The 26,883-nt window shown below is 66.5% G+C and carries 28 protein-coding genes and 1 tRNA gene; 11 read left to right on the forward strand and 18 right to left on the reverse strand.

The window, feature by feature from the left end:
• Positions 1-11: 11 nt before the first annotated feature.
• The 4 genes from ACNKFW_RS07020 to ACNKFW_RS07035 form a co-directional block, all read right to left on the reverse strand.
• On the reverse strand, positions 12-1,445 hold the full coding sequence (locus ACNKFW_RS07020; RefSeq protein ID WP_147427983.1) for an NAD-dependent succinate-semialdehyde dehydrogenase: 1,434 nt from the start codon (positions 1,443-1,445) through the stop codon (positions 12-14).
• Positions 1,445-3,067, reverse strand: coding sequence for a GMC family oxidoreductase (locus ACNKFW_RS07025; RefSeq protein ID WP_147427982.1), 1,623 nt, complete (start codon positions 3,065-3,067; stop codon positions 1,445-1,447). The genes ACNKFW_RS07020 and ACNKFW_RS07025 overlap by 1 nt, the downstream gene beginning before the upstream one ends.
• A gap of 156 nt (positions 3,068-3,223) precedes the next feature.
• Positions 3,224-4,045 carry a pyrroline-5-carboxylate reductase family protein gene (locus ACNKFW_RS07030; RefSeq protein ID WP_418024100.1) on the reverse strand — a complete coding sequence of 274 codons (822 nt, stop codon included), beginning with the start codon at positions 4,043-4,045 and terminating at the stop codon, positions 3,224-3,226.
• Positions 4,042-4,719 (reverse strand): GntR family transcriptional regulator, encoded by a 678-nt coding sequence (locus ACNKFW_RS07035; RefSeq protein WP_123130334.1) that lies wholly within the window; start codon positions 4,717-4,719, stop codon positions 4,042-4,044. The genes ACNKFW_RS07030 and ACNKFW_RS07035 overlap by 4 nt, the downstream gene beginning before the upstream one ends.
• An 87-nt stretch (positions 4,720-4,806) precedes the next feature.
• Here ACNKFW_RS07035 and ACNKFW_RS07040 point away from each other — a divergent pair, with 87 nt between their 5' ends.
• Genes ACNKFW_RS07040 through ACNKFW_RS07050 form a run of 3 tightly spaced genes read left to right on the forward strand, consistent with a single transcriptional unit; the run spans position 4,807 to position 7,171 of the window.
• Positions 4,807-6,168, forward strand: a complete 1,362-nt coding sequence (locus ACNKFW_RS07040; RefSeq protein WP_074991211.1) for an NAD(P)/FAD-dependent oxidoreductase — start codon at positions 4,807-4,809, stop codon at positions 6,166-6,168.
• 23 nt (positions 6,169-6,191) lie between these two features.
• Positions 6,192-6,950 (forward strand): electron transfer flavoprotein subunit beta/FixA family protein, encoded by a 759-nt coding sequence (locus tag ACNKFW_RS07045; RefSeq protein ID WP_147427980.1) that lies wholly within the window; start codon positions 6,192-6,194, stop codon positions 6,948-6,950.
• A complete protein-coding gene (locus ACNKFW_RS07050; protein ID WP_147427979.1) occupies positions 6,950-7,171 on the forward strand; it encodes a hypothetical protein in 222 nt (73 codons plus the stop codon). Before ACNKFW_RS07045 ends, ACNKFW_RS07050 begins: the two co-directional genes overlap by 1 nt.
• Before the next feature lie 126 nt (positions 7,172-7,297).
• Here the strand turns inward: ACNKFW_RS07050 and ACNKFW_RS07055 are convergent, their stop codons facing one another.
• Positions 7,298-7,636 carry a transposase gene (locus ACNKFW_RS07055; protein WP_147427978.1) on the reverse strand — a complete coding sequence of 113 codons (339 nt, stop codon included), beginning with the start codon at positions 7,634-7,636 and terminating at the stop codon, positions 7,298-7,300.
• Between the two features lie 323 nt (positions 7,637-7,959).
• Here ACNKFW_RS07055 and ACNKFW_RS07060 point away from each other — a divergent pair, with 323 nt between their 5' ends.
• Positions 7,960-8,364: a tyrosine-type recombinase/integrase gene (locus ACNKFW_RS07060; protein WP_407672833.1), complete on the forward strand. Its 405-nt coding sequence runs from the start codon at positions 7,960-7,962 to the stop codon at positions 8,362-8,364.
• A gap of 29 nt (positions 8,365-8,393) precedes the next feature.
• Here the strand turns inward: ACNKFW_RS07060 and ACNKFW_RS07065 are convergent.
• Together ACNKFW_RS07065 and ACNKFW_RS07070 are read right to left on the reverse strand one after the other, a co-directional pair.
• Positions 8,394-8,470, reverse strand: a tRNA-Arg gene (locus ACNKFW_RS07065).
• A 44-nt stretch (positions 8,471-8,514) separates the two neighbouring features.
• Positions 8,515-8,997, reverse strand: coding sequence for a GNAT family N-acetyltransferase (locus tag ACNKFW_RS07070; protein ID WP_024844414.1), 483 nt, complete (start codon positions 8,995-8,997; stop codon positions 8,515-8,517).
• A gap of 277 nt (positions 8,998-9,274) precedes the next feature.
• Between ACNKFW_RS07070 and ACNKFW_RS07075 the strand changes: the two genes are divergently transcribed.
• The 5 genes from ACNKFW_RS07075 to ACNKFW_RS07095 all read left to right on the forward strand — a co-directional run bounded on the left by ACNKFW_RS07075 (position 9,275) and on the right by ACNKFW_RS07095 (position 13,842).
• Positions 9,275-10,375 (forward strand): sulfate/molybdate ABC transporter ATP-binding protein, encoded by a 1,101-nt coding sequence (locus ACNKFW_RS07075; protein ID WP_147427976.1) that lies wholly within the window; start codon positions 9,275-9,277, stop codon positions 10,373-10,375.
• Positions 10,372-11,370 carry a sulfate ABC transporter substrate-binding protein gene (locus ACNKFW_RS07080; protein ID WP_147427975.1) on the forward strand — a complete coding sequence of 333 codons (999 nt, stop codon included), beginning with the start codon at positions 10,372-10,374 and terminating at the stop codon, positions 11,368-11,370. Before ACNKFW_RS07075 ends, ACNKFW_RS07080 begins: the two co-directional genes overlap by 4 nt.
• A complete protein-coding gene (cysT, locus tag ACNKFW_RS07085; protein WP_024844411.1) occupies positions 11,367-12,212 on the forward strand; it encodes a sulfate ABC transporter permease subunit CysT in 846 nt (281 codons plus the stop codon). Before ACNKFW_RS07080 ends, cysT begins: the two co-directional genes overlap by 4 nt.
• Positions 12,212-13,036: a sulfate ABC transporter permease subunit CysW gene (gene cysW / locus ACNKFW_RS07090; RefSeq protein WP_024844410.1), complete on the forward strand. Its 825-nt coding sequence runs from the start codon at positions 12,212-12,214 to the stop codon at positions 13,034-13,036. The genes cysT and cysW overlap by 1 nt, the downstream gene beginning before the upstream one ends.
• 62 nt (positions 13,037-13,098) lie before the next feature.
• Entirely contained in the window at positions 13,099-13,842 is a 744-nt protein-coding gene (locus tag ACNKFW_RS07095; protein ID WP_024844409.1) for a molecular chaperone DjiA, read from the forward strand.
• A 57-nt stretch (positions 13,843-13,899) separates the two neighbouring features.
• Here ACNKFW_RS07095 and ACNKFW_RS07100 read toward each other — a convergent pair whose 3' ends face one another.
• The 10 genes from ACNKFW_RS07100 to hmpA form a co-directional block, all read right to left on the reverse strand.
• Positions 13,900-14,739: an ATP-binding cassette domain-containing protein gene (locus ACNKFW_RS07100; protein ID WP_418024101.1), complete on the reverse strand. Its 840-nt coding sequence runs from the start codon at positions 14,737-14,739 to the stop codon at positions 13,900-13,902.
• Entirely contained in the window at positions 14,736-15,572 is an 837-nt protein-coding gene (locus ACNKFW_RS07105) for an ABC transporter ATP-binding protein (protein WP_024844407.1), read from the reverse strand. Before ACNKFW_RS07105 ends, ACNKFW_RS07100 begins: the two co-directional genes overlap by 4 nt.
• Positions 15,573-15,575: 3 nt before the next feature.
• Entirely contained in the window at positions 15,576-16,478 is a 903-nt protein-coding gene (locus ACNKFW_RS07110; RefSeq protein WP_147427974.1) for an ABC transporter permease subunit, read from the reverse strand.
• Positions 16,475-17,482: an ABC transporter permease subunit gene (locus ACNKFW_RS07115; protein ID WP_028710609.1), complete on the reverse strand. Its 1,008-nt coding sequence runs from the start codon at positions 17,480-17,482 to the stop codon at positions 16,475-16,477. Before ACNKFW_RS07115 ends, ACNKFW_RS07110 begins: the two co-directional genes overlap by 4 nt.
• A gap of 72 nt (positions 17,483-17,554) precedes the next feature.
• Positions 17,555-19,159 carry an ABC transporter substrate-binding protein gene (locus ACNKFW_RS07120; RefSeq protein ID WP_024844404.1) on the reverse strand — a complete coding sequence of 535 codons (1,605 nt, stop codon included), beginning with the start codon at positions 19,157-19,159 and terminating at the stop codon, positions 17,555-17,557.
• A 314-nt stretch (positions 19,160-19,473) separates the two neighbouring features.
• Positions 19,474-19,659: a hypothetical protein gene (locus ACNKFW_RS07125; RefSeq protein WP_024844403.1), complete on the reverse strand. Its 186-nt coding sequence runs from the start codon at positions 19,657-19,659 to the stop codon at positions 19,474-19,476.
• A gap of 359 nt (positions 19,660-20,018) precedes the next feature.
• A complete protein-coding gene (locus ACNKFW_RS07130) occupies positions 20,019-20,693 on the reverse strand; it encodes a DUF2270 domain-containing protein (protein ID WP_028710610.1) in 675 nt (224 codons plus the stop codon).
• Between the two features lie 91 nt (positions 20,694-20,784).
• A complete protein-coding gene (locus ACNKFW_RS07135; protein WP_147427973.1) occupies positions 20,785-21,600 on the reverse strand; it encodes a DUF72 domain-containing protein in 816 nt (271 codons plus the stop codon).
• 58 nt (positions 21,601-21,658) lie between these two features.
• A complete protein-coding gene (locus ACNKFW_RS07140; RefSeq protein ID WP_024844400.1) occupies positions 21,659-22,696 on the reverse strand; it encodes a GlxA family transcriptional regulator in 1,038 nt (345 codons plus the stop codon).
• A 119-nt stretch (positions 22,697-22,815) separates the two neighbouring features.
• Entirely contained in the window at positions 22,816-24,024 is a 1,209-nt protein-coding gene (gene hmpA, locus ACNKFW_RS07145) for an NO-inducible flavohemoprotein (protein WP_024844399.1), read from the reverse strand.
• A gap of 122 nt (positions 24,025-24,146) precedes the next feature.
• On the opposite strand from hmpA, the gene ACNKFW_RS07150 reads away from it, so the two are divergent.
• Positions 24,147-24,590, forward strand: coding sequence for an Rrf2 family transcriptional regulator (locus tag ACNKFW_RS07150; protein WP_024844398.1), 444 nt, complete (start codon positions 24,147-24,149; stop codon positions 24,588-24,590).
• 6 nt (positions 24,591-24,596) lie between these two features.
• Here ACNKFW_RS07150 and ACNKFW_RS07155 read toward each other — a convergent pair whose 3' ends face one another.
• Positions 24,597-25,502, reverse strand: a complete 906-nt coding sequence (locus ACNKFW_RS07155; RefSeq protein ID WP_147427972.1) for a LysR substrate-binding domain-containing protein — start codon at positions 25,500-25,502, stop codon at positions 24,597-24,599.
• 121 nt (positions 25,503-25,623) lie between these two features.
• On the opposite strand from ACNKFW_RS07155, the gene ACNKFW_RS07160 reads away from it, so the two are divergent.
• Complete coding sequence (locus ACNKFW_RS07160; protein WP_147427971.1) at positions 25,624-26,850, forward strand: aminopeptidase P family protein; 1,227 nt, start codon at positions 25,624-25,626, stop codon at positions 26,848-26,850.
• Positions 26,851-26,883: the final 33 nt, after the last annotated feature.

Consider the following 26,883-nt stretch of genomic DNA (forward strand, 5'->3'; position numbering starts at 1 on the left):
CTTGTCGGTCCTTAGAGAAATTTTTCCGAAACCATCTTGGTGCGCAGATAGGCGTCGAGGCCTTCCATGCCGCTTTCGGCGCCGTAGCCGGATTCCTTGATGCCGCCGAAGGGCGTTTCCGCCTCGTGGACCGAGGTGTGGTTGATCCCCACGGCCCCGGCCTCCAGTGCCGCCGAGGCGCGCGCGATGGTGCCGGGCGATTGCGAGAACACATAGGCGGCCAACCCATAAGGCAGCGCATTCGCGCGCGCGATCACGGCGTCGACGTCGTCGAAGGGCACGAAGGCCGCCACCGGGCCGAACGGCTCCTCATGCATCAGCCGCGCGTCATCGGGCACGTTGGCCAGCACCGTCGGCGCATAGAAATACCCCGGCCCCTCGAGGGCCTCGCCACCCAGACGCAGTTCAGCGCCGCGTTCGACGGCATCGGCCACCAGCGAGGCGATCGCCTCGCGGCGCTTTTCGGTGATCATCGGCCCCATCTGCGCCCCCTCGGCGCCATTGCCGACGGTGACCTGCCTGCTGCGCTCAACAAACGCGTCAACAAAGCGGTCGAAGATGTCGCGATGCACGAAGAAGCGGGTGGGCGAGGTGCAGACCTGCCCGGCATTGCGGAATTTCGCCGCCACCAGCCGCTCGACCGCATTGTCGAGATCGGCATCGGCAAAGACCAGGACCGGGGCATGACCGCCAAGCTCCATCGTGCAGCGTTTCATCGTATCCGCCGCCATGCGCTGCAGCAGCTTGCCCACCGGGGTCGAGCCGGTCAGCGAGACCTTGCGGGGGATGGGCGAGGCGATCAGGTGTTCAGAGACCTCGGACGGCACGCCATGCACGATATTCAGCGCCCCCGCCGGCACACCCGCATCGACGAAGCAGCGGCCGATGGCGATGGCCGTGGCCGGGGTTTCGTCCGAGGGCTTGACGATGATGCTGCAGCCGGCCGCCAGCGCCGCCGCCATCTTCAGCGCCACATTGCCGCCGGGGAAGTTCCAGGCCGCAAAGCCGAGCGCGACACCCACCGGCTCGCGCAGCACCAGCTGGCGCACATCGGTCGCCCGCGCCGGAACCACGCGGCCATAGGCGCGCTTGGCCTCTTCGGCATACCATAGCACCGCATCGGCGCAGAAGCCGACCTCTCCCGCCGCTTCCGCCAGGCTCTTGCCGTTCTCGGCGGTCAGGATGCGGGCGATCTCGTCCTGCCGCTCCCGGATCAGTTGCGCGGCGCGGGCCAGGACTTCGGCGCGATGGGCGGCAGTGGTATCCTTCCACGAGCGCCAGGCGCGGTCGGCGGCATCCAGCGCCCGGTCCAGATCGGCAGGCGCCGCATGGGCCAGGTTCGCGATGACCTCTTCCGTCGCCGGATTGATCACAGGAATGGTCGCGCCGGTGGCGCCCTCGACCCATTCGCCACCGATCAGCATGGGGATGGTTTCGACTGTCATCACTGCTCCTTTGCCGCCGGGCGGCCTTGGGATTGAAACGGGGCCCGGCCGCGAATCGCATCGGCGAGCTTCTCGGCGATCATGTAGGTGGGGGCGCTGAGATTGCCCGTCGTCACCCGCGGCATGATCGCGGTGCAGACGATGCGCAGGCCGGACAGTCCGTGAACCAGCCCGCAGGCATCGACCACGCCGTCCGCAGGCGATGCGCTCATGCGGCATGTGCCCGAGGGATGATAGCTGGTGCCGATGGCGCGCTTCGCCCAATCGAGGATCTCGGCATCGGTTTGGGCCGAGGCGCCGGGACTGACCTCCTCGCCGCGGATTCCCTCCCAGGCGGGTTGCGAGAACAGATCGCGCGCCAGCCTGACCGAGCGGATCAGATCCTTGCGGTCCGCCTCGGTCTGCATGTGGTTGAAGACGATCTCGGGCGCGGCGTGCGGATCGGCCGAGCGCAGCCGGACATAGCCGCGCGAAGTCGGACGGGACAGGTCCATCCACAACTGGAAGCCGGGAAAGACCTTGACCTTGCCGTTCACCACGCGCCGCGCCAATGGCAGGAATTCCAGCTGGAGATTGGCGTAATCTGCCCCGTCATGGGTCTTGAGGAAGGCGCCCGCCTCGAAGAAGTTCGAGGCCCCCAGCCCGCGCCGGAACAGCAGCCATTCCAGCCCCAGCCGCGCCTGGCCGATCAGCCCCAGTTCGGCGACCAGCGTGTCCTCGCGCCGGGCCGCATATTGCAGGTTCACGCCGGGATGGTTTTCCAGATTGCGCCCGACATTGGGCTGATCCAGCACCACCGGCAGTCCAAGCTGGCGCAGCTCGTCCGCCGGACCCACGCCCGACAGCAGCAGCAGCTTGGCCGCGCCCACGGTGCTGGCCGCAACGATGACCTCCTTGCCGGCCATCAGCGTCTCGCCATTCGTCAGCTCGACGCCGACGGCGCGGTCGCCGCGAAACAGGATGCGCGCGACATGGGCGCCGGTGCGCAGGTGCAGGTTGCGCCGGTTCTGCGCGGGCTTCAGATAGGCATCGCTGGCGCTGCAGCGGCGGCCCTTGCCGATCAGCACCTGCGCGATATGCATGCCTTCCTGCTCGCCCGAATTGTGATCGGCCGGGCGCGGATAGCCCGCCTGTTCGCCCGAGCGCATGTAGACGTCGAACAGCGGATGCCGGGCCGGTGCCCGGCTGATCTGCAGCGGCCCGTCGCCGCCGCGCGTCTCATTGGCGCCCTCGGCGAAGGTTTCCATCTTGCGGAAATAAGGCAGGACATCGCCCCAGCCCCAGCCCGGCAGGCCCTGGTCGCGCCAGCCGTCGAAGTCGCGCGGGTTGCCGCGGTTGAAGATCATCGCATTGATCGAGGTCGATCCACCCACCACCCGGCCGCGCTTCTCGTCGATCATCAGCCCGTCCAGCCAGGGCTCGGGCCCGGCCTGCTCGCCCCAGTTCAGCGCCTTGTTCTGGTAGACGAAGGGAATGGCGGCAGGCATCGCGATCAGCAGACCGCGATCCGAACCGCCTGCCTCGAGAAGCAGCACCTCGGTGCCCGCGTCCTCGGTCAGCCGAGAAGCGAGAACGCAGCCCGCGGCCCCTGCCCCAACGATGATGTAATCAGCCGTGTCCACTTTTCCCTCTGATCCTGGGCATCATCATTTGGTCCGCAGCCTCGCTAGCCCCGGCGTGCACTTTCAACAGATTCTTCTGAAAAGACTCGCATAATATTATCTGTTCTGTCAAGATTGTATACTATCATCGGAAATATAATTCCACCTCCCTCCCCGTCATGCTTCCGCTGCCAGCTCCAGGGCGCGCGCATGCGCCCGGCGCAGGGTTTCGGGAACGACCGCGGGCAAGGCGGAGGGATCCTCCAGCGCGGTCAGACCGGCCTGTGTAGTGTCATTGGGGCTGGTGACGGCGCGCTTGAGCGCAGCGGCGTCGCGATCATCCTCCGACAACATCCGGGCCGCGCCCAGGAACGTCTGGCGCACCAGCCGGTCGGCCAGCTGCGGATCGACCCCGGACCGCTCTGCAGCAAGGATCATTTGCTCTGCAAAGGCAAAGATGAAACCCGGCCCGCAGGCGAATACGGGATTGGCCAATTCGAAGCTTGCCTCGTCCTCTACCCAGTCGAACAGACCAAGCGCGCCGAACAGGTCTTCGACAAGTTTGCGTGTCGCCGGACTGACGCTTTCCGGCCTGACACAGCCAAGGGTGGCGCCGGCAGCAAGCATGGCGGGCAAGTTGGGCATGGTCCGCGCGATCCGCTCGTGCCCGATTACCGAGACGAGTCGTTCCAGGGGGATGCCCGCCATGATCGAAACCACATCGCTTTGCGCCATGATCCGCATCAGCGCCGGATCGAGCGCGCCGAAGACCTGAGGCTTTACCCCAAGAATGACCAGATCCGGTTTCAGCTCCGCGATCTCATCGGCAGTTGCGTGCAACGCGACCGGCGCCCCTGCGGGCAGCAGGCTGCGAGCGCGCTCCAGATCCGGGTCCAGCGCCACCAGACGGGCCTGCGGCACATGGGTGACGGCGCCGCCGATGATCGACGCCCCCATATTGCCACAGCCGATGAACAGAAGCGTGGGTGCGTTAGTCATTTTGTATCTCCTTGCAGGGGGATGGCGCCGAAGCCGCGGCGGCGCAGCCGGGCGGCCATTTCCCGTTTCGTTGTCTCGATATGCCGGCGCAGCAGGGATACGGCGCGATCGGCGTCCTGCGCCTCGCAGGCCAGAAGGATCTCGAGATGCTCGTCCTGAGGCCGCACATGGCCGGTGGCACGGGTCATCTCGTGCTGGATATACGGCCCGATACGGTGCTGCAGGTCCGAGATCATGCGCAGCAGCTCGGCATTGTCCGAGGGCGCGTAAAGCGCCTGATGAAACGCCAGGTTCAGAGCACTCAGCCGCACAACATCCGTAGCTTGCGCATACTGGTCGAGCACGCGGCGCGCCTCGGCCAGATCCGAGGGCCCCATCTGCGGAATCGCCAGCCCCAGCGCCAGACACTCCAGGGCGACGCGGATGTCCATGATGTTGAGGATTTCGGGGGCCGACAGACCCCGCACCGTCGCGCCGCGATTCTTTCTCAGCAGCACATAACCATCGATCTCCAGCCGCAACAGCGCCTCCCGGACCGGGATCTTCGACACGCCATGCAGTCGCGCGATCTCGTCCTGCCGCAAAGGCTGGCCCGGCGCCAGTTCGCCGGAAAGGATCCCGGTCTTCAGGGCCTGATAGATCGGTTCCGCAGCAGAGCGAATCTCGGTTTGCATAATTACATCCGCTCCTGTGATTTCGTCTTGCATAGTAATCCTGATCGTATACGATAAAGTCAAGACGAATAATATTCCGGAGACCACATGACTGCAACCGAATCATCTGTCGCAATCGTCGGAACAGGCATCATCGGAATCGCCTCAGCCTATTACCTGTGGAAAAATCACGGCATTCAGGACATCGTCCTGATCGATCAGGGGCAGCCGTTGGGTTTCACCTCGGCTCAGTCGGGCGACAACTATCGCAACTGGTGGCCCTCGACCCTGATGATGAACTTCACCGATCGCTCCATCGACCTGATGGAGCAGCTTGCGGATGAGACCGACAACCGCTTCGCCATGACCAGGCGGGGTTACATCCTGGCGACAAGGCAGCCGGGCATGCAACCCATCCTGGATCAACTCACCGCCTGCCTGGGCGACAAGTCCGATTCGCAGATCCGGTATCACGACCGCAACAGCAGAAGCTATTTTCCGCCCGTCAGTGCAGACTGGCGGGAAGCGCCGGACGGCTTCGACTTGCTCAGCGATCCGGCCCTGATCCGGGGCTGCTTTCCGTCGCTGGACAGCGATGTGAAGACGATCCTGCACGTCAGGCGCGGCGGCGATATCTCGGGCCAGCAACTCGGCCAGGTCATGCTGGAGCAGTTGCAGCGGGCCGGTGTCCGACGGGTCGCCGGCATGGTCGCCGGAATCGGCCAGGACAAAGGCTTCGTGATCCAGTTGAACGCGGAAGGCGAAGCCACGTCCATTCGCGCCGAGCGCATCGTCAACGCGGCTGGCCCCTTTGCGGGCGAAATCGCCGAGATGCTGGGCGTCTCGCTGCCACTCTACAACGTGATGCAGCAGAAGATCGCTTTTCCCGATACAGAAGGGGCAATTCCCCGCGACCTGCCCTTCACCATCGACATGGATCGGCAGTCGATCGACTGGGATCCGGAAGACCGCGCAATTCTGGCCGAGGATCCCTCGACCGCGCATCTTGCCCTGGAGATGCCCGGCGCGATCCATTGCCGTCCCGAAGGCGGCATGAACAGCAACTGGCTCAAGCTGGGCTGGGCCTATAACGAGACGGCGCAACCCGCGGATTGGACGATCCCGCTGGACCCGCGCTTCCCTGAAATCGTGCTGCGCGGTGCTGCGCGCCTGAACCCCGGCCTCAAGGCCTATTACGGTAAGCTGCCGCGCCAGATGTCGCATTATGGCGGCTGGTATACCCGCACCCGGGACAACTGGCCGCTGATCGGCCCGATGGGACCGGAAGGCGCTTTCATGGCCTGCGGTCTTTCGGGTCACGGCACGATGGCGGCCTGCGCCACCGGAGAACTGCTCGCCTCCTGGCTCACTGGGGCGGCCTTGCCAGACTATGCGCAGCCTTTCTCCATGCAACGCTTCACCGAATCCGGTTTGCGGCAGACCGCCGAGCTGGAAACCGGCCTGCTCTAATTCTTTGAATCGGAAAGAGGATCATGAAAATACTTGTCCCCGTGAAGCGGGTGATCGACTACAACGTGAAGGCGCGGGTTCGCGCGGATGGCACGGGTGTCGATCTGGCGAATGTGAAGATGTCGATGAACCCGTTCGACGAGATCGCGGTGGAGAAGGCGATCCGTCTGAAGGAGGCCGGCCAGGCCGAGGAGATCATCGCCGTCAGCATCGGCGTGAAGCAGGCGGCCGAGACGCTGCGCACCGCGCTGGCGATGGGCGCCGACCGGGCCATTCTCGTCACCGCCGCCGATGACGTGCATCAGGACATCGAGCCCTTGGCGGTGGCGAAGATCCTGGCCAAGGTCGCCGAAGCCGAGGGCACCGAGCTCGTCATCGCCGGCAAGCAGGCCATCGACAACGACATGAACGCCACCGGCCAGATGCTGGCGGCGATCCTGGGCTGGGCGCAGGCCACCTTCGCCTCGAAAGTCGAGATCGAGGGCGGCAAGGCCAAGGTGACGCGCGAGGTCGACGGCGGCCTCCAGACCATCGCGGTGGCGCTGCCGGCGGTGGTCACCGCCGACCTGCGGCTGAACGAGCCGCGCTATGCGAGCCTGCCGAACATCATGAAGGCCAAGAAGAAGCCCTTGGAGGAAAAGACCGCCGGCGATTACGGCGTCGACGTCGCGCCGCGTCTCGAGGTGGTCTCGGTGCGCGAGCCCGAGGGCCGCAAGGCCGGCATCAAGGTCGGCTCGGTGGACGAGCTGCTGGGCAAGCTGAAAGAAGCGGGGGTGATCTGATGGCTGTTCTGCTGCTTGGGGAAGTGACGAACGGGGTGCTGAACCGCGATGCGACGGCGAAGGCGGTGCAGGCGGTCATGAGCCGCATCAGCCGCCGGCTGCGCGTGACGTTCACGGCATGGCCTTCGTTGTGCAGGGGCCGGGTCATCTGCTGCACGCCGGCATCTGCTGCACGCCGTAGCAGGGCGTTTCCGGAAATTGCCGGTCGATCAGCCGCATAGGGGCGAGGTTCATCCCGGTCTCGTCCCTTGCTGCGCAACAGGACGCGGACCGCGAAATCGAGGACCGCGGGATCGACAGCAGGCGGCATGGCGCCCCGAGCGACAGCGCGGGACGGGAGCGTTCAATCATCGCGTTCGGGATCGGCCTTGAACCGGTGGCGGCTTCGATCCCTCGTCACTGGCCGGTCCAGGGCCTGGGCTTTCCGGACAGGAAGCGTTGGCGCCGGCCGGCTCCCCGATCCGGGCGTGCAGCGACCGCATCGTGGCCTCATCGATCTCGGCCTTCTTCCCGCCGCGTTCGAAGATGTCCGACGCCCCTTCGAGCAGCGCCTTCTTCCATTGATGGATCATCGTCGGGCGCACGCGGTATTCCGCGGCCAGCTCCGGCACGATGCGCCCGCCCTTCACGGCTTCCGGCGCCACCCGAGCCTTGAAGCCCGCGTCATGGTTCCTGCCTTTCGGCATCGTCCGATCCCCTCGTCCCTGGAGACCAGAAGACGGCGGATCGCAGCTTGCCTCACTGGCCGATTCTCGGCGGATGGCTCATAATCCCAACGACGGGATCAAGAGGCTAAAAGCGACGGTCATATCCCTTGGGATGAAGATCAGATCGCGAAATTCCGGGAATACCGGGCCGTCGGCACCATGAAGCGGCTGGCCTTTGAGTTGATCTACTGGACCGGTGTCCGCGTGTCGGACGCGATCCGGCTGGGGCCGCGCAATCACGCAATATAGACAACGACGGCTGGCTTTTCTTTTCCCAGGGCAAGACCGGCCGGGATGCGGTCATCCCGTTCAACAGAAAACTGCCCGAGTTCGCGGAACCGACGGCTGGCGATCTGGCTTTGCTTCACTCATCGATCAGCGCCCGCAACAAGCGGCGCATCACCTATCTTCACGCCCGGCGAGGTGCGTCCCGCTCGTCCAAGTCCATTTCGCAATGGTTTGCCGCCAAGGCACGCAAGGCAGGCATCGAGGATCGCACCGCTCACGGGCTACGGAAAAGCCGGGCCGAAGCCCTGTTCGAGAACGGTGCGACCATGGCCCAAGCACAGACATGGACCGGCCGTAAAGACCCCCGGATGCTCCAGCACTACGCCGATAAATACGACAAGCGGCGTGCGCTGTCGCGGACGGATGGGGAACGGAAAGTTCCAACTTCCGAGATCAGGTTCAAAAAAGGAAGAAAATAATGTGAGTTATCAACGCCAAAATGAGGCGATGGCGACCCCGCCAGGACTTGAACCCGGAACCTAGCGCTTAGAAGGCGCTTGCTCTATCCAGTTGAGCTACGGGGCCGCATGGCGGCAGTCATGGCGCAGGATGGCGGCTGAATCAACCGCTCAATCCGTACCACGCAGGTCAATCGTCATGAAGACGCTGTTCGGATCGGGCCGGTATTCGCCAAAGGGCGGGCATTCCACGAAACCCGCCCGCGCATAAAGCCCGCGTGCAGCGATGAAGGTGGGCTGCACCCCGGTTTCCAGGCTCAGCCGCGCCATGCCCTCGGACCGGGCATGGTCGACCAGCGCCTGAAGCATGCGGTGCGAATGGCCGCGGCCGCGCGCCTCGGCCAGCACATGCATCGACTTGATCTCGCCATGATCCGGGGCGATGAGCTTGACCGCGCCCATGGCCAGGGCCACGCCGCTCTCGCGCAGCACGAAAAAGGCGATCTCGGGGCCCTCCAGCGCCGCACGCGGCAGCATGTGGATCGATTCCGGCGGCGTGTCGGCATGCATGTCGGCGGTGTGGCGCTGAAACAGCAGCGCCAGATCCTCGCCCAGGGGGCTTTCCCGCCCGATCACCAGATCCCCGCCATCCATCGCGCCATCCCTTTGCTGCTGCGCACCGGACCCTAGCAGCGGCCGGCGCGATTGCGAAGCCCCGCGCGGCCCGGCGGCATGAAAAATAAGGAAGAATACGCGCGCCAGCCCCTTGCGGCCCGGACGCTTTCCGCGCCGGGCCGGCGGCAGGGGAACAGCGGTCCGCCGCCCGGCCAGCCTTGGGAAAACATTCGCCGCCCGCCGGGGCGGCCGGGGCCCGCCCGGCTTGCCCGGCCCCGGCCCGCCCGCTACCTCTGGCGCGGAAACGGAGGCGCCCATGTCCATCGTCATCGAGCACATGACCAAGAGCTTCGACGGCACCGCGGTGCTGCGCGGCATCGACCTGACCATCGAATCGGGCGAGCTGGTGGCGCTGCTCGGCCCTTCGGGCTCGGGCAAGACCACGCTGCTGAAGATCATCGCCGGGCTGGAATGGCCGAATTCGGGCGGGCTGGTGGTGCATGGCGCGGACTGGCTGCACCTGGCGGCGCAGGACCGCCGCATCGGCTTCGTCTTTCAGCATTACGCGCTGTTTCCGCATATGAGCGTGCGCGACAACATCGCCTTCGGCCTGACCGTGCGGCCGCGCGCGCAGCGGCCGGGCAAGGCGGTGATCGCGGCCAAGGTGGATCAGCTGCTGGAGTTCCTGCAGATCGCGCATCTGGGCGACCGCTACCCGGCGCAGCTTTCGGGCGGGCAGCGGCAGCGGGTGGCGCTGGGGCGCGCGCTGGCCATCGAGCCCACGGTGCTGCTGCTGGACGAGCCCTTCGGCGCGCTGGACGCCGCCGTGCGCCGCGACCTGCGCGCCTGGCTGCGCCAGGTGCATGACGAGACCGGCTCGACCACGATCTTCGTCACCCATGACCAGGAGGAAGCCTTCGAACTGGCCGACCGCGTGGTGGTGATGGGCGAGGGCCGGATCGAGCAGATCGGCAATGCCGACCAGATCCACGACCACCCCGCCAGCCCCTTCGTCGCCCGCTTCATGGGCGCGACCATCGAATTGCCGGTGGTGCTGCAGGCCGGCCGGGCCGAGGCGCAGGGGCTGGATAGCAGCCGCCTGCCGCGCCGCGCCCTGCCCGATGGGCCGGCCACGCTGTTCCTGCGCCCAGCCGACGTGACGCCCCTGGCCGATCCCGCCGGGCGCTGGCAGATCACGCATCGCACCAGCAACGGCGCCCTGCTGCGGCTGGAGCTGACCGACGGCACCGGCCAGTTCGGCATCGACCTGCCCCGCCGCGCGCCCGAGGCGCAGGGGCTGATCGCCGGCACCCGCGTCAACCTGCGCCCCGAGGCGGGCACGATCTTTCCCGGCCCGCGCGCCCTGGCTCCCCAGGCGGCCGCCACCGCATTCCCCCGCAAGGAGAAAAGCCTATGACGATCCGCAAGCTTCATGTCGCCGCGCTGGCGCTTTTGCTGGGCACCACCCCGGCGCTGGCCCAGGACAAGATCCTGAATGTCAGCTATGACATCGCCCGCGAGCTGTTCGAGGCGCTGAACCCCGAATTCCAGGCGCATTGGAAGGACAAGACCGGCCGCGATGTGACCATCGACCAAAGCCATGGCGGCTCGTCGAAACAGGCGCGCGCCATCCTCGAGGGGCTGCCGGCCGATGTCGTCACCTTCAACCAGGAAACCGACGTGGACGTACTGGCGCAGAACGGCCTGGTGGCCGAGAACTGGCGCGAGGCGCTGCCGAACGGCGCCTCGCCCTATTTCTCGCTGCCCGCCTTCCTGGTGCGCGAGGGCAATCCCAAGGGCATCAAGGACTGGTCGGACCTGGCGCGCGACGACGTGCAGGCGGTGTTCCCCAATCCCAAGACCAGCGGCAACGGACGCTATACCTATCTGGCCGCCTATGCCTATGCCCTGACGCAAGAGGGCGGCACGCCCGAAAAGGCGCAGGAATTCGTGGGCAAGATCTTTGCCAATGTGCCGGTCTTCGACACCGGCGGCCGCGCCGCCACCCAGACCTTCGCCGAGCGCAACATCGGCGACGTGCTGATCACCTTCGAGGCCGAGACCAAGGGCATCGCCAAGCAATACGAGCCCCAGGGCCTCGAGGCCGTGACCCCGGCGACCAGCCTTTTCGCCGCCTTCCCGGTCGCCGTGGTGGCCGAGAACGCCGAAAAGAACGGCTCGGCCGAGGTCGCGACGGAATATCTCAACTGGCTCTACTCGCCCGAGGCGCAGGAGACGCTGGCCGAGAACCACTATCGCACCACCGACGAGGCGGTGACGGCGAAATACGCCGGCGAGTTCCCCGAGGTGAAGCTCTTGACCGTGGACGAGGTCTTTGGCGGCTGGCAGAAGGTGCAGGAAGAGCACCTGGCCGAGGGCGGCATCCTCGACAAGGTCTTCGTCAACCAATGAGCGCCGCCGCCGCGCCCATCCGCGCGAAACGCGTCTTGCCGGGGTTCTCGCTGAGCCTCGGCACGACGCTGCTTTACGTCGCGCTGGTGATCCTGATCCCGGTGGTGGCGCTGGTGCTGAAGGGGGCCGAGATCGGGCCGGCGCGGTTCTGGGCCATCGTCACCGCGCCGCGCACGCTGGCGGCGCTGCGGGTGACGCTGACCGCCGCCGCCGCGGCCACCGTCTTCAACGCCTTCTACGGCCTGCTGATGGCCTGGGTGCTGACGCGCTACGACTTTCCCGGCAAGCGCATCCTGGATGCATTGATGGACATCCCCTTCGCCCTGCCGACCGCGGTCGCAGGCATCTCGCTGACCGCGCTCTATTCGGCGAACGGCTGGTTCGGCGCGCCGCTGACCGGCGCCGGCATCGAGTTGGTCTATACGCTGGGCGGCGTGATCCTGGCGATGACCTTCACCTCGATCCCCTTCGTGGTGCGCGCCATCCAGCCGGTGCTGGAGGATCTGGACCCGGCGCTGGAACAGGCGGCGATGACGCTGGGCGCCCGGCCCTTTGCCATCTTCCGCCGCGTGGTGCTGCCGGCGATCCTGCCCGCGTGGCTGGCAGGCTCGACCGTGGCCTTCGCCCGATCCCTGGGCGAGTTCGGCGCGGTGGTGTTCATCGCCGGCAACCTGCCCTTCAAGACCGAGATCGCGGCGCTGCTGGCCTTCATCCGGCTGGAGGAATACGACTACCAGGGCGCCGCCGCCATCGCGCTGGTGCTGCTGATGTTCGCGCTGGTCCTGCTGGCGGTCTCGAACCTGATCCAGTTCCGCGCCGCCCGCCACCTGGAGGCCCGGTGATGACCACCGTCGCGCTGACCCACGCTCCCGGCCAGAGCCGCGCGGTGCCGCGGCTGCTGATCGCCCTCGCCTTCGCGCTGACCGCGATCTTCGTCGTGGCGCCCCTGGCCTTTATCTTCTGGCGCGCCTTCGCCGAGGGCTGGGCGGTCTATCTGGCAAACATCGCCGACCCGCTGGTCCTGCATGCGATCTGGCTGACGGCGCTGGTCGCGGTGATCGTGGTTCCGGTCAACATCGCCTTTGGCATCGCCGCCGCCTGGGCCATCGCCCGCTTCCGCTTTCCGGGGCGCAAGCTGTTGATGGTGCTGATCGAGATCCCCTTCTCGATCTCGCCGATCATCGCCGGCATCTGCTACCTGCTGCTTTACGGCCGGCAGGGCCTCTTGGGCCCCTGGCTGGCCGCGCATGACCTGAAGGTGATGTTCGCCCTGCCCGGCATCGTGCTGGTCACCATGTTCGTCACCGCCCCCTTCGTGGTGCGCGAGGTGCTGCCGCTGATGCAGGCGCAAGGCTCGGAACAGGAACAGGCGGCGGTCACGCTGGGCGCACGCGGCTGGCAGGTGTTTTCCCGCGTCACCCTGCCCAATATCCGCTGGGCGCTGCTTTACGGCGCCGTGCTGTGCACGGCCCGCGCGGTGGGCGAGTTCGGCGGCGTCTCGGTCGTTTCCGGCTCGATCCGCGGCCAGACCAACACCCTGCCCCTGCAGATCGAGCTGATGTTCAACGACCTCAACACCACCGGCGCCTTTGCCGCCGCCTCGACCCTGACCGTCATCGCGCTGGTGGTGCTGGTCGTCAAGGCGGCGCTGGAAAGCCGCAGATGACAGCCCGTAACTGGCGGGAATGTCAGTGGACTTGACCCGCCAGCCCGCCTAGGCTGCAGCCCATGGACGCCGCGATCAAGGACCAGAAACAACCCTGCCCCGAACTGCCGAAGCCCCGCAGCTTCTGGCAGCGCATCGCCGACCGGCTGGCGGCGATCGTCGGCGCGCGCCGCCCGGCCACCCCGCCCGAGAGATCGGTGGCCTTCACCATCGCCGTGATCGCGCTGGGGGCCAAGCTCGCCAAGGCCGACGGCGCCGTGGCCCGCTCCGAGGTGGCGGCCTTTCGCCGCGTCTTCATCATCCCGCGATCCGAGGAAAAGAACGCCGCCCGCGTCTTCGACCTGGCGCGCCAGGATGTCGCCGGCTTCGACGCCTGGGCCCGGCGCATCGCCCGCATGTTCCCGCCGGGCGACCCGGTCCTGGCCGATGTGATCGAGGGGCTGTTCATCATCGCCGTCGCCGACAGCGACCTGCATGAGGCCGAGATCGTCTTCATCGACGAGGTGGCGCGCATCTTCGGCCTGCCCGCCGCGCAGGTGGCGGCGATCCGCGCCCGCCACGACCGCCGGCAGGGCTGCCCCTCATGCGAGGTTCTGGGCGTGACCCCCGACACGCCCTTGCCCGAGGTGCGCCGGCGCTGGCGCGAACTGGTGCGCGAAAGCCATCCCGACCGCGCCCTGGCCCGCGGCCTGCCGCCCGAGGCGATCCGCCTGGCCGAGGCCCGCACCCGCGCGCTGAACGAGGCATGGGAAAACTTCCGCAACATGCACCCGAAGGGCTGCGCCGGCCCCAGCCTGTCGGCCTAGGGACAAGGCATTGGCCGGGGTGCGCGCATGGCCTGCGCGCACCCCGGCCCAGTCGCCTCAGGCATGCGCAGCGCGCAGCGCCTTGCGACGCGCCACGCGCTCGCGGATCGCCTCGATATCGGTGACCGGGGTCGCGGCAAAGAGTTCGCGCGTATAGGGGTGCCTGGGATCTGCGAAGACCTCGTCGCGGCTGCCCTGCTCGACCGCCTCGCCCTTGTGCATCACCAGCACGTCGTCGGCGATGTAGCGCACCACCGACAGGTCGTGGCTGATGAACACATAGGCCAGGTTGAACTCCTCCTGCAAGTCGGCCAGCAGGTTCAGCACCTGCGCCTGCACCGACAGGTCCAGCGCCGAGACCGGCTCGTCCAGCACCAGCAGCGTCGGGTTCAGCATCAAGGCGCGGGCAATGGCGATGCGCTGGCGCTGCCCGCCCGAGAACATGTGCGGATAGCGGTTGAACACTTCGGGCGGCAGGCCGACCTTGGCCAGCATCTCCTCGGCGCGGCGGCGGCGCCCGGCGGCGGGGGTATCGGTGTTCAGAAGCAGGGGCTCCATCAGCACGTCGCCGATCTTCTGGCGCGGGTTCAGGCTGCCATAGGGGTTCTGGAACACCATCTGCACCTTAGAGCGCATCTCGCGCGTCAGCCGCGCCTTGCCGATGTCCACGGGCTTGCCGTCGATCATGAGCTCGCCGCCCGAGGCCGGATCGATCAGCGCGATGATCCGCGCCAGCGTCGACTTGCCCGAGCCGGATTCGCCGACGATGGCCAGCGTCTTGCCGCGATCGACCGAAAAGCTGATGCCCTTGACCGCGCGCACCGTCTTGGCGGCGCGGGTCAACGATCCGGGAACGTGATAGTCGCGGATCAGGTTGCGGCCTTCGACGACACTCATTGCGGGGCCTCCTCAAGGAAGCTGCCGACGGTGGGCAGCCGGTCGCCCGTCGCATTCTCGGGCAGGGCCGAGAGCAGCGCGCGGGTATAGGGATGCGAAGGCGCCTCGAACAGCGTCAGCACCTCGGCCTCTTCCATCTTCTTGCCCTTGTATTGCACCTGGACGCGGTCGGCTGTCTCGGCCACCACGCCCATGTCGTGGGTGATCAGGATCAGCGCCATGCCCGTCTGTTCCTGCAACTGCATCAGCAGATCCAGGATCTGCTTCTGGATGGTCACGTCCAGCGCCGTCGTCGGCTCGTCCGCGATCAAGAGGCGCGGCCCGGTGGCGATGGCCATGGCGATCATCACCCGCTGGCACTGGCCGCCCGACATCTGGTGCGGATAGCTGCGCAGCTTTTCCTCGGGCTCGGGGATGCCGACCTGGCGGAACAGTTCCAGTGCCCTGGCCCGCGCCGCGCGTTTCGACAACCCCGCGTTGAAGCGCAGCACTTCCTCGATCTGGTAGCCGGTGGTGAAGCTGGGGTTCAGCGAGGCGATGGGTTCCTGGAAGATCATGGTGATCTCGCGCCCGATGATGCGGCGGCGCTGGCGCGGGGTCATGCGCAGCAGGTCTTGCCCGTCGAAGCTCATCTCGTCGGCGGTGACGGTGGCGGTATCGGGCAAAAGCCCCATCGCCGCCAGCATCGACACCGACTTGCCCGAGCCCGATTCCCCGACGATGGCCAGCACCTCGCCCTTGTCCACGGTCACGTCGATGCCGTCCACGGCGGTGAAGCTGCCGGTCGAGGTAGCAAAGCGCACGGTCAGGTTGCGGATTGTCAGCAAGGCCATGGCTCAGCTCCGCTTCAGTTTCGGGTCGAGCGCGTCGCGCAGCCCGTCGCCCATCAGGTTGATCGCCAGCACCGAGACCAGGATGGCGAGGCCGGGGAAGGTGACCACCCACCAGGCGCGCAGGATGAACTCGCGCGCCTCGGCCAGCATGGTGCCCCATTCCGAGGCCGGCGGCTGCGCCCCCATGCCGAGGAAGCCGAGCGCGGCGGAGTCGAGCACCGCCGAGGAGAAGCTCAGCGTTGCCTGCACGATCAGGGGCGCCAGGCAATTGGGCAGGATGGTCTTGAACATCAGCCGCAGGTTGCCCGCGCCCGCCACCTTGGCGGCGGTGACATATTCGCGTGCCTTTTCCCCCATCACCGCGGCGCGGGTCAGGCGGGCGAAATGCGGCTGGTAGACGATGGCGATGGCGATCATCGCATTGGTCAGCCCCGGCCCCAGCACCGCGACCAGCACCAGCGCCAGCAGCAGCGAGGGAAAGGCCAGCACCACGTCCATGACCCGCATGATGACGGTGTCCACCCAGCCGCCGAAAAAGCCGGCGACCAGCCCGATGATGATGCCGCCGGTGAGCGCGATGGCGACGACGACAATGCCGATGAACAGCGAATATTGCGCGCCGTGGATCAGCCGCGACAGCATGTCCCGGCCCACCGCATCGGTGCCCAAGAGGAAGCCCGCGCGCCCGCCATCCTGCCAGATCGGAGGCACCAAGAGCGCGTCGCGATATTGCTGCGTCGGGTCATGCGGCGCGATCAGCGGTGCGAAGATCGCCGTCAGCACCAGCAGGATAAAGACCACGAGCCCGATCACCGCGCCGCGGTTCTGGCTGAAATAGAACCAGAACTCGCGCAGCATCCGGCGGCGGATGGCCGCGTCCGAAATCTTGACGGTGGTATCGGTCATTTGTGCCGGATCCTCGGGTTGATGAGACCATAGGTCAGGTCAACGATCAGGTTCACGATCATCACGATGGCGGCGATCAGGAGCAGGCCCGACTGCACCACCGGATAGTCGCGGCGGCTGATGGAATCGATCATCCACTTGCCGATGCCCGGCCAGGAAAAGATCGTCTCGGTCAGAATGGCGCCGGCCATCAGCACGCCGACCTGCAAGCCGATGGTGGTGATGACCGGGATCATGGCATTGCGCAGCGCATGGACGCCGATCACCCGGCGCGACGACAGGCCCTTGGCGCGGGCGGTGCGCACGTAATCCTCGCCCATCACCTCCAGCATGGCGGATCGGGTCTGGCGCGCGATCACCGCCAGCGGGATGGTCGCCAGCACGATCGAGGGCAGGATCAGGTGGCTCAGCGCCGAGGCGAAGGCGCCCTTCTGCCCCGAGAGCAGGCTGTCGACCAGCATGAAGCCCGTCACCTGCGGAAAGAAATACATCAGCGAGATGCGGCCCGAGACCGGAGTCCAGCCCAGCACGCCCGAAAACAGGATGATGAGCAAAAGCCCCCACCAGAAGATCGGCATCGAAAACCCGACCAGCGCCGCGGTCATCGATATCTGGTCGAACCAGCTGCCGCGCTTGATCGCCGCGATCACGCCCACCGGCACGCCGATCACCGTGGCGATGATGATGGCCACCAGCGCCAGCTCGACCGTGGCCGGAAACAGCGCCAGGAACTCGGTCAGCACCGGCTTTTTCGTCACCAGCGAATTGCCCAGGTCGCCCTGGAGCAGGTTGCCGAGATAATGCAGATATTGCTGCCAGACCGGCTTGTCATAGCCAAGCTGCGCCGCGATCTGGGCGTAACGCTCGGGCGAGACGCCGCGCTCGCCGGCCATCAACAGCACCGGGTCGCCGGGCAGCAGCCGGATGAAGCCAAAGGCCACCAGCGTGATCCCGATCATCGTCGGAACCAGGTAAAGCAGTTTCTTGAGGATGAATCTGAGCATCGAACCCTAACCTAAGGGCCGTGCAAGGAGGTTTCCCTGCACGGCCGCGAGAGTTTCAATCCGGGCGCGACCTTATTCGGTCAGGTCCACGGTGTCGAAGGCATAGTCGCCCAGCGGCGATTGCACGAAGCCGGTCACGTTCTTGGCCATCGGCACATATTGCGTCGAATGTGCCAGCGTGGCCCAGGGCGCCTCGCGCTTGAAGATGACCTGCGCCTCTTCGTAAAGCTTGACCCGCTCGTCATGGTCCGAGGTCGCCTTGGCCTTGGCCAGCAGGTCCGAGAACTCCTGGTTGCACCAGAAGGCGCGGTTCGCGCCGCCCGGATTGGCCGCGGCGCAGCTGAGCAGCACCGACAGGAAGTTGTCGGGGTCGCCGTTGTCGCCGGTCCAGCCCAGGATGACGGCGCCCTTGCGGCCTTCCTCCATCGACTTCTTCAGGTACTCGCCCCATTCGTAGCTCACGATCTCGACCTTGACGCCGACCTTGGCGAAATCGCTCTGGATCAGCTCGGCGGTGCGGCGGGCATTGGGCATGTAGGGGCGCTGCACCGGCATGGCCCAGACTTCCATGGTCAGATCCTTGACGCCGGCTTCCTCCAGCATCGCCTTGGCGGCCTCGGGGTCGTATTTGTCGTCCTCGATGGCGTCGTTATAGGACCACATGGTCGGCGGGATCGGGTTCTTGGCGACCTCGGCATTGCCTTGATAGACGGCGTCGATCAGGGCCTGCTTGTCCATCGCCATGTTCAGCGCCTTGCGGACCTGCGGGTTGTCGAAGGGCGCGACGGTGGTGTTATAGGCCAGATAGCCCACGTTCAGGCCGGGCTGCTCGTCCAGCTTGAGGTTCGGGTCGGCGCGGATCTCGTCCAGGTCGGCGGGCGCCGGATAGGGCATCAGGTGGCATTCGCCGGCCTTGAGCTTTTGCAGCCGCACCGAGGCGTCGGGGGTGATGGCAAAGACCAGGTCGTCGATCTTGGGTGCCTCGCCCCAGTAATCGGCGTTCTTCTGGTAACGGATCACCGCGTCCTTCTGATAGGCGACGAAGCGGAAGGGGCCGGTGCCGATCGGGGCGTTGTTCAGGTCTTCGCGGGTGCCGGCGGCGTCCAGCGCGTCGGCATATTCCTTGGAGACGATCGAGACGAAGGGCATCGCCACATTGGCCAGGAACGGCGCCTCGGGCTGGTTCAGGGTGAATTTCACCGTGTGGTCATCGACCTTCTCGATGGACTTGATCAGCTTGTCCATCTCCATCGAGGAATAATACTCGTAGGTGATGCCGGGGATGTATTCGTGCCAGGGATGGTCGGCGCTGGCCTGGCGCTCGAAGGTGAAGATCACGTCGTCGGCGTTGAAATCGCGCGAGGGCGTGAACTTGTCGTTGGAATGGAACTTCACCCCCTGGCGCAGGTGGAAGGTGTATTCCAGCCCGTCCTCGGACACGTCCCAGCTTTCGGCCAGGGCCGGCTCGATCTCGGTGGTGCCCGGCTTGAACTGCACGAGGCGGTTGTAGATCGCATGGCCCGAGGCATCGAAGGTGGTGCCCGAGGTATAGGGCGCGGCGTCGAAACCCTCCGGCGAGCCCTCCGAGCAATAGACGAAGGTCTTGGCATGCAGCGGCGCCGCAGCCATCAGGGCAAAAGCCGATGCCGCAAGCATCCGGGTGGAGAAGAGTGACATAATGCCTCCCATGTCTAGAGATATTCCCTGATCCTGATGCAAACGAATCTGCCTGACAGGTCAAGTGCTTTGCCGGGCATGATCGTCGTTTTGCCGCGATGACGCTGCGAAACGCCGAAAGCATCGGGCAAATCTTGGCGTTCAGCCGGCCAGGCACCGGGCAGGAGGGGCCGGCCCCGGACGTGAAAACAGACAGAACCGGACTGTTCAGGCATTGCCGCCCCGCCGTATCGGGACGGGGACGGGATGATTCTCGGCGCACCATTCGCGGATCGGCAAGACACGAGGGGCAGGTCCGCGCCGGCGCCGGGACATCACCCGTCGTCGCTGCGTTTCAAGAAAAGCGCCGCGAAAAGATAGATCCCTGCCGCACCGAACAGGAAGGCCCAGAAGAACGCGCCACTGGTTGCCTCGAACCCCGCCCAAAGCAGGGGCAGCAGGACGCAGAGGACACGGACCCAGAGCGGGCGGAAGAACGGGTGTTCGGGATCGACCAGCATTCCGCCAACCTAGCCGGGCCGGGCAGGATGCGCCATATCCTTCGGCGCCTCGGAGCCGGTGGATTGACATTGTGCCGGGTGGCGCCTCTCGGGATCCAGCCCCATGGCGCCTGCCCTTCTTTCTTGCCCAAATATCCCGGGGGGACGTTTCCTGCGCCCCGTCGAGGGGCGCAGGAAACGCGGGGGGCAGCGCCCCCCGAAGGCCAGCGGCGCAGCAGATCCATCCGGCAGCCGGCCGCACGGTCGGGACATGGATGGTGGCGGCCTTGGCCATCTCCTCGATTTCGGGCGCTTCGTCCTGCATTCCGGCGAGGGGATGCGTGACCAAACCCGTGTGGCCTTGCATCAGCCCGCCGGGTTCACCCCATGCCCAGCGGATCCTGGCGCCAGCGGGCGCGCTTGCGGTCCTCGCCCAGGCTCCACAGCGCAATGGCGCCCCAGGACAGGCAATAGGCCAGCCCGATGCCCAGCACCAGCCAGCCCGGAATCGGGCCGATGGCGGCGCGCTCCAGCAATTCGGCCGCCGATTGCAGCGGGGTCGGATGCACCCCCAGCTTGCCCAGATAGGCCACGGTCTGGATCAACAGGATCCAGAAATAGTTGCGCCGGATGCGCCGGCCGATGGCGGTGCGCAGGCTGACGTGATAGGCGGGGCGGCGATAATCCTCGGCCAGCCGGTCCTGCCAGCCTGTGTCCAGCCGCAGGTCGCCGTCGCGCAGCATCGGCGCCATGAAGTTCAGCTCCATCCAGCGGCAGCGCGCGCGCCAGACGTTGAAATAGCGATAGCGCCGGGCCTCGAGCATCAGGAAGAAGATGATGAGGATGCCGACCAGCACCAGCGGCAGGGGCGATGCCTGGGGCGAGGAAAAGGTGATCGACAGCGCCACCCCCAGCGTCACCACCGACCAGTTCGTCGTGGTGTCGAGCCGCGTGCGCCAGATGGTCGAGCGATAGATTTCGGCCCGGTAAAGATGCGCAAGCGCGCCGATTTCCGCCGTGTCCAGCGGCTTGCGGCCGTTCTGCTGTCCGTCCATGCGCGTTCTCCCTGCCTTGCAGCTTGGCAGGGGCGGATCGCACGGGCAAGCCCCTTGGCCGCGCCGAAAGCGGAACGGGATCGCGGCGGCTTCAGCCCAGCCGCTCGATCAGCGCCATGGCGGCTTGCGGATTATGCGCCTTGTGGCCGCCGATGACGTAAAGATAGACGTCGCGCGGCCCCGAGACCGGGTTCGGCCCGACATGCTCCAGCCCCTCGGGCAGTCCGCCCGCCGCCCAGATCCGCACCCTTTCCGCCCAAAGATCCAGCGCCGCCGGCGCATAGCCCAGGGCCTTCTCGGCGCTGGTGCCCATGATGCGCACATAGACGAAGGGCGCGGTCGGATCGGCGATCTGCGGATATTTGCCATCCGCCGCGACCACCGCCGCCACGCCATGCTCGCGCAGCATCTCGGTGAAGACGGGCGTGCGGAAGCTCTGGTGGCGCACCTCGACCACGTGGCGCAGCGCCCTGCCCCCGGCCGCGGCCGCGGCCGGCAACAGCTTCAGGAAGGCCCGGAAATCGTCGGGCTCGAATGTCTTCGTCGCCATGAACTGCCAGTTGATCGGTCCCAGCTTGTCGCCCAAGAGCATGACCCCGCCCGACAGGAACCGCGCGATGGTTTCGCCCGCCTCGGCCAGCACCTTGCGATTGGTGGCATAGCGCGGCGCCTTCAGCGAAAAGACGAAATCCTCGGGCGTCTCGTCATGCCATTTGCGAAAGCTCTCGGGCTTTTGCGCGCCGTAATAGGTGCCGTTGATCTCGATCGAGGTCAGCCGGCGGCTGGCATGTTCCAGCTCGCGCCGCTGCGCCAGCCCCGCGGGATAGAAGCTGCCGCGCCAGGGCTCGTAGGTCCAGCCGCCGATGCCGATGCGGATGCGTCCCGCCGCCACCCTGCCCTTGTCCATCCGATACCCTCCTGCGCTGGCGATTCGGCCGATCATAGCGCAGGGCGCGGGCCGCGCCCTAACCCGGCCGCTTGCGCGTCAGCGAGAACTTGTGGGGCGAGATGCCGTATTGCCCCCGGAACACCTTGGAGAAATACGAGGACGAGCCGAAACCGCAGGCCACCGCCACCTGCATGACGCTGAGATTGGTCTCGGTCAGCAGCGAGCGGGCATGTTGCAGCCGCACCTTGTTGAGATATTGCAGCGGCGTCGTGTCCAGGTAGCGCTGGAACAATCGCTCCAGCTGGCGGCGCGAGATGCCCAGGTGGCTGGCGCATTCGCCCAGGTCGATCTCGTCCTCGACATGGGCCTCGATATAGGCCACGGCGCGGATCAGGTGGTCGTTTCGCGTGCCCAGGCGGACGGAAAGCGAGCTCAGCTGTTCGTCCTCGCCGCGGCGGATCTGGCCCAGCAGGCACATGTTCATCACCGCCTGGCCCAGTTCGGCGCCGTAGTAATCCTCGATCAGCTTCAGTGCCAGCTCGGCCGAAGCGACGCCGCCGGCGCAGGTGACGATGCGGTCGTCGATGCAGAAGATGCGCCGCTCGGGCGCCAGGTCCGGATATTTCTCGGTGAAGTTCGGAATGTTTTCCCAATGCAGGGTAAAGCGGCGGCCGTTGAGGATGCCGGCGCGGGCCAGCGCATAGGCGCCGGTGCAAAGCCCGCCCACCGTGCCGCCGTGGCGCCATTGCTTGCGCAGCCAGTCGGTCAGTTCGGCGCTGCATCCCGCATCCGGCTCGACCCCGCCGCAGACCAGCACGTAATCCGAGGCCAGGGCCTCGGACAGCGGCGCGTCGGGCAGAAGCGGCACCCCGTTCGAGCAGGCGATCGGCGCGCCCGTCTCGCTGTGGATGCGCCATTTGAACAGCACCTGCTCGGTCAGCTGGTTGGCCACCCGCAAGGGCTCGATCGCCGAGGTGAAGGCCAGCATGGTAAAGCGCGGCATCAGCACGAAGGACACGGTGATCGGCGCCCGGGCCGGCGTCGAAAGCTTCACATGGGCAATGCCCCGCGCGATATAGCGTTCCCTGTCGTCAGCAGCAGATTGCGGCACCATGGTTTCCCGAATGCTGCGCCCGGCCGGAGGACCGGGCGTCCGTTCCGCATTGCCACAAGCCACGGCGCGCTGCCAAGCCCCTTGGCAAGCGGCCGGGCCATCGGCGTCCGGACCCCGCCTCAGGCAACCAGCAATTCGTCGGCCGGGCCGAAGAACTCGTAATGGATGCGGTCCGAGGGCACGCCGGCCAGCGACAGGGCGGCCACCGCCGCCCGCAGGAAGGGGCGCGGGCCGCAGATATAGTAATCCGCATCGCCCGAAGGGGTGTTGGCCAGCAGCCATTCCTCGGTGATCAGCCCGGCATGGTCGTAGTCGCGGCCGGCGACCTCATCCGCCAGCGGCGTCTGGTGGAAATCGGTGACGGTGATCTGCCCCCGTCCCTTGGCCAGCGCGCGGACATGGGCGCGCATCGCATGGGTCTCGCGGTCATGGGTGCCGTGGATGTAATGCACCGGCACCGGCGCGTCCGATTGCACCAGCGCCTCCAGCATGGCGACCATCGGCGTCAGGCCCACACCGCCCGACAGCAGCACCACCGGCCGCTTGGGCCGTTCGGGCAGGAAGAACTCGCCCGCGGGCGCGGCCACCTTCAGCACCGTGCCCGGCCTTTGCTGGTGCAGCCAGCCCGAGACCAGCCCCTGCGGCTCGCGCTTGACCGAGATGCGATAGGTCTGGCCGTTCGGCGCAGCCGAGATCGAATAGTTGCGCTTGGCCGGGGCATGGCCGGGGATCTCCAGCCAGAAGGTCAGGTACTGGCCCGGCTTGTGCGCCATCACCGGCCCGCCATCGACCGGGCGCAGGATAAACGAGGCGATGGTGCTGCTTTCGCGGATCACCTCGTCGATGCGGAACTCGCGCCAGCCGTTCCAGCCGCCCGCGACCGCCAGCTGCTCGTCATAGATCCGCCGCTCGCGCGCGATCAGGATATTGGCAAGGAACCAATAGGCCTCGCCCCAGGCATCCAGCACCTCGTCGGTGGCCGCATCGCCCAGCACCGCCTGGATGGCGCCCAAGAGCGCCTCGGCGACATGGGGGTAATGCTCGGGCAGGATCTGCAGGCCCACGTGTTTCTGGGCGATGCGCTCGACCGCGGGGACCAGCGCCGTGACGTTGTCGATATTGTTGGCATAGGCCAGGATCGCCCCGGTCAGCGCGCGCGGCTGCGCTTCCGAACCGCCCTGGTGCGACTGGTTGAACAGGTCGCGGATCTCGGGGTTCTGGAACATGCGCGCATACATTTCGCGCACGATGTCAAGGCCATGCGCCTCGAGCCCAGGGACAGTGGCTTTGACCAGGGCGATGGTCTGCGCGCTCAGCGGCTGCGGCATCGGGCTTCTCCTGCTAGGTTGCGCGGCGGGGGTCGGCCGCGACTCAAAACATGTATTGCGGATACATGTATCTTTGCCGCCAGAAACATGCAATCAGGATACATGTTTTATCGGAGGCCGCGATGCGCCTGACGCGCTATACCGATTACGCCATGCGCGTGCTCTTGTATCTGGGCCGCGAGCCCGAACGGCTGTGCTCGATCGGCGAGATCGCGCAAGCCTATGGCATCTCGCAGAACCACCTGATGAAGGTCATCAACGACCTGGTGCATGCGGGCTTTCTGGCCAGCCTGCGCGGCCGCAACGGCGGCATCCGGCTGGCGCGGCCGCCGGCCGAGATCAATATCGGCGCGCTGGTGCGCCATACCGAGGACGATTTCGACCTGGTCGGCTGCACCAGCTGCATCATCGCGCCGGCCTGCGGGCTGACCTCGGTGCTGGACGAGGCGATGGCGGGCTTCATGGCGGTTCTGGACGGCTACAGCCTGGCCGATGTGCTGGCGCGGCGGCCGGATTTCTCGCATCTGCTGCACCCGGTGGCGCCGCGCGAGCCGGCGCGGTCCTGACCCGGATCAGCCGCCCGGCCCGGCATCCCTTTCGTGGAACGCCCAGTCCTGGAAGGCCTGGGCGTTCTCGGCCAGGTCGGCAGGCTGCGGATCGTTGGCCAGCAGGTAGTAGCCATAGTTTTCCTGCACCGTCACCGGCGACAGCTGCACCAGCCGGCCGCTGTCGAGGTCGTCGCGGATCATCGCCAGCGGGCACAGCGCCACGCCCTGCCCGGCCAGCGCGGCAGCGCGCAGCAGGTTGAAATCCTCGAAGACCGGCCCGGCCTCGTCCGGGTCGATGCCCTCGCCCGCCCGCGAAAGCCAGGCGCGCCAGGCCGAGGTGTCGGTATCGTGCAAAAGCCCCGCCGCCTTGATCGCGGCGGCCGGGGGCGGCGCCTTGCCGAAAGCGGGCAGCAGCGCGGGGTTGCAGACCGGCGCGCTTGCCCCCGGCAGGAAGCCCAGCACCCGCACCCCCGGCACGGCCGGCGGGCCATCCGAGAAGACGAAGGCGAAATGCGTGCTGCGAAAGTCGATCTCCTGACCGTGCATGGCATAGACCACCCGCAGCGCCACCTCGGGATGCGCCTGCCGAAAGCGCGAGAGCCGCGGGATCAGCCAGCAGATCGCCACCGAGGGGATGGCGGCGATCACCAGCGGCTGCGTGCCGCCGGCCATGCGCACCCGCTTGCAGGCAGCCTCGATCTCGGCCAGCGACAGGCTCAGCGTCCGCGCCAGTTCCTGCCCGCGGGGCAGGATGCGCGGCCGCGGCCCCGAGCGGTCGAACAGCGCGACCCCCAGGAATTCCTCAAGGTGGCGGACCTGATGGCTGACCGCCGACTGGGTGACGAACAGCGCCTTCGCCGCCTCCTTGAAGCTTTTCAGCCGGGCCACCGCCTCGAAGGCGCGCAGGGCGTTCAGCGGCAGAAGCGACATCGGCGTTCCAAAACTGTTTGAGATTTTCTCAAGTGAAGCATGAGAAACCGTCTTTTGACAAGCGGCCTTGCGGAACCGATCCTGCCGCCATCCGAACCCCCAAAAGACAAAAGGACATCCCATGCAACGCGACAGGCTCCAGAGTTTCGTCGGCAATGGCGAGAAGGCGGTCCCGACCTTCTCGGCCACGGAAATGCAGCGCCGCCAGGATGCAATCCGGGCGCATATGGCGCAGGCAGGCATCGATGCGGCGCTGTTCACCTCGTATCACAACATCAATTATTACGCCGATTTCCTCTATTGCCAGTTCGGCCGCCGCTACGGGCTGGTGATCGACCATGACAAGGCGACCACCATCAGCGCCGGCATCGACGGCGGCCAGCCCTGGCGGCGCAGCTTCGGCGGAAACGTCACCTATACCGACTGGCAGAAGGACAATTATTTTCATGCGCTGCGCCAACTGGCCGGCCAGGCCCGACGCATCGGCATCGAGTTCGACCATGTCAACATCGACCTGCTCGACCTGCTGAAGGCGGAGTTTCCCGGCGTCGCGTTCGTCGATATCGCAGCGCCTGCCATGCGGCTGCGCATGATCAAATCGGCCGAGGAGATCGCCCATATCACCGAGATGGCCCGTATCGCCGATCTGGGCGGCGCGGCCTGCGTCGAGGCGGTGGCCGTGGGCGTGCCCGAGCATGAGGTGGCGCTGCATTCCACCGCCGCCATGGTGCGCGAGATCGCGAAAACCTGGCCCCATGCCGAACTGCTGGACAGCTGGACCTGGTTCCAGTCCGGCGTGAACACCGACGGCGCCCACAACCCGGTGACGAGCCGCAAGATCCAGCGCGGCGACATCCTGTCGCTGAACTGCTTCCCCATGGTCGCGGGCTATTACGTCGCGCTGGAGCGCACGCTCTTCGCCGAGCAGGCCAGCGACGAACATGTCCGGCTGTGGGAGTTCAACTGCAAGGTCCATGACCGCGGCAAGGAATTGCTGGTGCCGGGCAAGAAATGCTCGGAGATCGCGGCCGAGCTGAACGAGATGTATGCGGCCGAGAACCTGCTGCAATACCGCAGCTTCGGCTATGGCCACAGCTTCGGGGTGCTGTGCCACTATTACGGCCGCGAGGCGGGGCTGGAGCTGCGCGAGGATTGCGACACGGTGCTGGAGCCCGGCATGGTCGTCTCGATGGAGCCGATGATCACCATCCCCGAGGGCATGCCCGGCGCCGGCGGCTATCGCGAACACGACATCCTGGTGATCGAGGAAGGCGGGAACCGCAACATCACCGGCTTCCCCTATGGACCCGAGCATCTGATCGTCAGGGGCAAGGCCAAGGCCGCCTGATCCCCCGCCGCCCGCCGGACCATCCGGCGGGCG

The organism is Paracoccus sp. TD-10 (genome assembly GCF_048270675.1).
Lineage (GTDB): Bacteria > Pseudomonadota > Alphaproteobacteria > Rhodobacterales > Rhodobacteraceae > Paracoccus > Paracoccus pantotrophus.

Excerpts from the sequence above, each read along its gene's own strand:
- ACNKFW_RS07140 (WP_024844400.1), bottom strand. The coding sequence starts at position 22,696 with ATGGTGCCGCAATCTGCTGCTGACGACAGGGAACGCTATATCGCGCGG.
- ACNKFW_RS07115 (WP_028710609.1), bottom strand. The coding sequence starts at position 17,482 with ATGCTCAGATTCATCCTCAAGAAACTGCTTTACCTGGTTCCGACGATG.
- ACNKFW_RS07080 (WP_147427975.1), top strand. The coding sequence starts at position 10,372 with ATGACGATCCGCAAGCTTCATGTCGCCGCGCTGGCGCTTTTGCTGGGC.
- ACNKFW_RS07050 (WP_147427979.1), top strand. The coding sequence starts at position 6,950 with ATGGCTGTTCTGCTGCTTGGGGAAGTGACGAACGGGGTGCTGAACCGC.
- ACNKFW_RS07135 (WP_147427973.1), bottom strand. The coding sequence starts at position 21,600 with ATGGACAAGGGCAGGGTGGCGGCGGGACGCATCCGCATCGGCATCGGC.
- cysW (WP_024844410.1), top strand. The coding sequence starts at position 12,212 with ATGACCACCGTCGCGCTGACCCACGCTCCCGGCCAGAGCCGCGCGGTG.
- ACNKFW_RS07160 (WP_147427971.1), top strand. The coding sequence starts at position 25,624 with ATGCAACGCGACAGGCTCCAGAGTTTCGTCGGCAATGGCGAGAAGGCG.
- ACNKFW_RS07075 (WP_147427976.1), top strand. The coding sequence starts at position 9,275 with ATGTCCATCGTCATCGAGCACATGACCAAGAGCTTCGACGGCACCGCG.
- ACNKFW_RS07070 (WP_024844414.1), bottom strand. The coding sequence starts at position 8,997 with ATGGATGGCGGGGATCTGGTGATCGGGCGGGAAAGCCCCCTGGGCGAG.
- ACNKFW_RS07100 (WP_418024101.1), bottom strand. The coding sequence starts at position 14,739 with ATGAGTGTCGTCGAAGGCCGCAACCTGATCCGCGACTATCACGTTCCC.
- ACNKFW_RS07055 (WP_147427978.1), bottom strand. The coding sequence starts at position 7,636 with ATGCCGAAAGGCAGGAACCATGACGCGGGCTTCAAGGCTCGGGTGGCG.
- ACNKFW_RS07130 (WP_028710610.1), bottom strand. The coding sequence starts at position 20,693 with ATGGACGGACAGCAGAACGGCCGCAAGCCGCTGGACACGGCGGAAATC.
- ACNKFW_RS07040 (WP_074991211.1), top strand. The coding sequence starts at position 4,807 with ATGACTGCAACCGAATCATCTGTCGCAATCGTCGGAACAGGCATCATC.
- ACNKFW_RS07110 (WP_147427974.1), bottom strand. The coding sequence starts at position 16,478 with ATGACCGATACCACCGTCAAGATTTCGGACGCGGCCATCCGCCGCCGG.
- ACNKFW_RS07030 (WP_418024100.1), bottom strand. The coding sequence starts at position 4,045 with ATGACTAACGCACCCACGCTTCTGTTCATCGGCTGTGGCAATATGGGG.
- ACNKFW_RS07105 (WP_024844407.1), bottom strand. The coding sequence starts at position 15,572 with ATGGCCTTGCTGACAATCCGCAACCTGACCGTGCGCTTTGCTACCTCG.
- ACNKFW_RS07045 (WP_147427980.1), top strand. The coding sequence starts at position 6,192 with ATGAAAATACTTGTCCCCGTGAAGCGGGTGATCGACTACAACGTGAAG.
- ACNKFW_RS07155 (WP_147427972.1), bottom strand. The coding sequence starts at position 25,502 with ATGTCGCTTCTGCCGCTGAACGCCCTGCGCGCCTTCGAGGCGGTGGCC.
- cysT (WP_024844411.1), top strand. The coding sequence starts at position 11,367 with ATGAGCGCCGCCGCCGCGCCCATCCGCGCGAAACGCGTCTTGCCGGGG.
- ACNKFW_RS07020 (WP_147427983.1), bottom strand. The coding sequence starts at position 1,445 with ATGACAGTCGAAACCATCCCCATGCTGATCGGTGGCGAATGGGTCGAG.
- ACNKFW_RS07035 (WP_123130334.1), bottom strand. The coding sequence starts at position 4,719 with ATGCAAACCGAGATTCGCTCTGCTGCGGAACCGATCTATCAGGCCCTG.
- ACNKFW_RS07120 (WP_024844404.1), bottom strand. The coding sequence starts at position 19,159 with ATGTCACTCTTCTCCACCCGGATGCTTGCGGCATCGGCTTTTGCCCTG.
- ACNKFW_RS07125 (WP_024844403.1), bottom strand. The coding sequence starts at position 19,659 with ATGCTGGTCGATCCCGAACACCCGTTCTTCCGCCCGCTCTGGGTCCGT.
- hmpA (WP_024844399.1), bottom strand. The coding sequence starts at position 24,024 with ATGCCGCAGCCGCTGAGCGCGCAGACCATCGCCCTGGTCAAAGCCACT.
- ACNKFW_RS07150 (WP_024844398.1), top strand. The coding sequence starts at position 24,147 with ATGCGCCTGACGCGCTATACCGATTACGCCATGCGCGTGCTCTTGTAT.
- ACNKFW_RS07095 (WP_024844409.1), top strand. The coding sequence starts at position 13,099 with ATGGACGCCGCGATCAAGGACCAGAAACAACCCTGCCCCGAACTGCCG.